This window comes from Burkholderiales bacterium, from assembly GCA_013695435.1.
Lineage (GTDB): Bacteria > Pseudomonadota > Gammaproteobacteria > Burkholderiales > JACMKV01 > JACMKV01.
Window position 1 is genome coordinate 1 of the sequence record JACDAM010000256.1, and the last position, 2,650, is coordinate 2,650.

General features: G+C 62.9%; 2 protein-coding genes. One reads left to right on the forward strand and one right to left on the reverse strand.

Annotation, left to right across the window (positions count from 1 at the left end; all coding sequences use genetic code 11):
- Nucleotides 1–1,270 (reverse strand): transglycosylase (locus H0V78_12785; protein MBA2352615.1); only part of this gene is annotated, 1,270 nt, incomplete at its 3' end.
- 301 nt (nucleotides 1,271–1,571) lie between these two features.
- On the opposite strand from H0V78_12785, the gene H0V78_12790 reads away from it, so the two are divergent.
- Nucleotides 1,572–2,650, forward strand: a 1,079-nt coding sequence (locus H0V78_12790) for an aldehyde dehydrogenase family protein (protein ID MBA2352616.1), incomplete at its 3' end; no start/stop codon positions are given.

Below are 2,650 nucleotides of genomic sequence, written 5' to 3' on the forward strand. Positions count from 1 at the left end.
CGTCGCCTGGCGCGTAGACTTCGGCCGGAATGACGTTGCGCGCGCCGAGCTCTTCAGCCGCCAGCGCACCGTAGAAATGATGTTCGCCGCTCAACCCGGCCAGCAGCAGCCTGGCATCCAGCAAGGCATGGGGCTGCGATGCAAGTAAGGCGCGCGCTTTCCAATAGCGCCACGCCGCCTCGTTCTGCCCGGCCGTGCTCATGCGCTCTATGCTGTCGATGACGGCCGGCCAGTTCTGGGCGCGCAGCGCGGCGCGCGCTCTCCAGCCAAGTTCGAGATCGCTCATCGGCGCGTCGCCGGCTTCGGCGAACCAGGCGAGCGCATCGGGGTGATGTTTGCGTGCGGCGTGAAACGCGATCTGCGTCCAGACGAAAGCGCTGTCTTCCGCGGAGAAATGGCGATTGATCTCGCGCCAGCTCTGCACCGCGGCATCGGCATCCTGACGCGAGACTCGGATCAGCGCCGCCATCGCCAATTGACGATTCGCGCGTTGATCGAAGTGGCTGATCGCCTGGACCGGATCGGCGACGACGGTTTTGTCGAGATAGCGCAGCGGATGCTCGACGATGGTTCGCAGCGTCCGTTCGTCTGGTTCCTCGTTCAGCGGCAGATTCTTGTTCAGCCGCCGGGCGAGACCGGGATTGCCGGATTCGAGCGCCAAGCGCAGGCGTTTCCAGACATCGTCGGCGTTGAGCAAGCCGCCGGCTATCATCGCATCGAACATCGGCGCGCAACTGTCGGGCAGATCGCTCCCGGTGAACCACAGCCCACGCGCGTCTTTGGCGGCCTCGGCGCTGTTGCTGTCGGCAAGACGCATGCGTCCGCGCAGAGCGTAGCAAACGAGTTCCTTGTCGGCGGCGCGATCGGCCAGTGCCGAATATTCCGACGCGAATAAATCCCAGCGCTGCGCTTCGCCGAGATTGCGCAACCACGCGGCGCGCAAGCGATCGGCGAGCAGCGTGCCCTGATTTGCCGTCAGAAAAGCGCGCACCGAGGCCGATACCGCGTCCGCGTCGACAGTCGCATCCTGCAAGCGCAGCGACAACTGCCAATAGGCGATATAGGGTTCGAGGACATGGCCGCGCATCCGGCTCTCGTACAGATCGAGGCGCTGCGCGTCATCGCGGTTGAAGGCGTCGCGCGCGGCGAGAAAATCGGTGTCGCCGGCGGCGGCAAAGGCGAGCGGAGTGGCCATCGCCAGCGCGAACGCCAAGGCCAGTGCAAGCGCCAACGACAAGGGTAGCCACGCGGCAAAAAAGAGTTTTTGCATCTCGATATGATAATTTAAGCTGGCCAGTCGGAGTTCCTTAAAGCGAAGCAATCGGCTTTGTTGAACACAAAAACAAGCCTCGCCTGACAGGACGACTTGCGTTGTAAAGCAACTAGCATGCGCATGCTGCCGGCTGCACCATGATTCGCCCTTCCCGGCCAGGGTCGCGTCAGTGTCGAATGCGGTGCCGGATAGTTGCGCGGCATCAAAGCGCTCCTATCCGACGTTCCGGTCACGGCCCTCCGCGTCGAGGTACGGCGGAAACTGCCGGTATGCGTCAAAACCAACCAGCAAGGAACCCATGCCTTATCTGACCTTGAATCCCGCGACCGGTCGAATCGAAAAAGCATTCGACAGTTGGGACGCAAAAAAATTAAATGAGGCGCTGATCGCCGCGCAGCGGGCGCAAATCGGGTGGCGCGAAACCGATTTTTCGAAGCGCGCGAAGTTGATGCTTCGCGCTGCGGCGCTGTTGCGCGAACGGGCGGCCGAATACGCCGCGATCATGACGCTGGAAATGGGCAAGGTCGCGACTGAAGCGCGCGCCGAAATCGAAAAATGCGCGATCGGCTGCGATTTTTACGCCGGGCATGCCGAACGTTTTCTGGCCGACGAGCTGGTCGAAACCGACGCCGGCCGGAGCTACGTCTGCTATCAGCCGCTCGGCACGGTGCTCGCGATCATGCCGTGGAATTTTCCGTTCTGGCAGGTGTTCCGCTTCGCGGCACCCGCGCTGATGGCCGGCAATGCCGGCATTCTCAAGCACGCGCCGAATGTGCCGCAATGCGCGCTCGCCATCGAGACGATTTTCCGCGACGCCGGCTTTCCCGAGCATTTGTTTACCGCGGCGCTGGTCGAAACCGACGCCGTGCCTGACGCAATCGCCGGCCCGTATGTGAATGCCGTCACGCTGACGGGTTCCGAAGGCGCTGGCCGCGAGGTCGCCGGGCACGCCGGCCGCCATCTGAAAAAGTGCGTGCTGGAATTGGGTGGGTCGGATCCGTTTATCGTGCTGGCGGACGCCGATCTCGAATTTGCCGCCGGGCAGGCGATCAAGTCGCGCTACATGAATTGCGGGCAATCCTGCATAGCCGCCAAGCGTTTCATCCTGGCGCCCGGGATCGCCGATGATTTTATCGATCTGCTGAAAACCAGGGCGGCCGCGCTCAAAATCGGCGATCCCTCGCAGGAAAGCACGCAGCTCGGCCCGATGGCGCGACGCGATCTGCGCGACAATCTGCACAGCCAGATCCAGGATTCGATAAAGGAAGGCGCGCTCGCCGCGCTCGGCTGCTCGCCGGTCGAGGGCGTCGGATTCTATTACCTGCCGTCGATCCTCGACCGCGTCACCCCGAAAACCCGCGCCTGGCGCGAAGAATT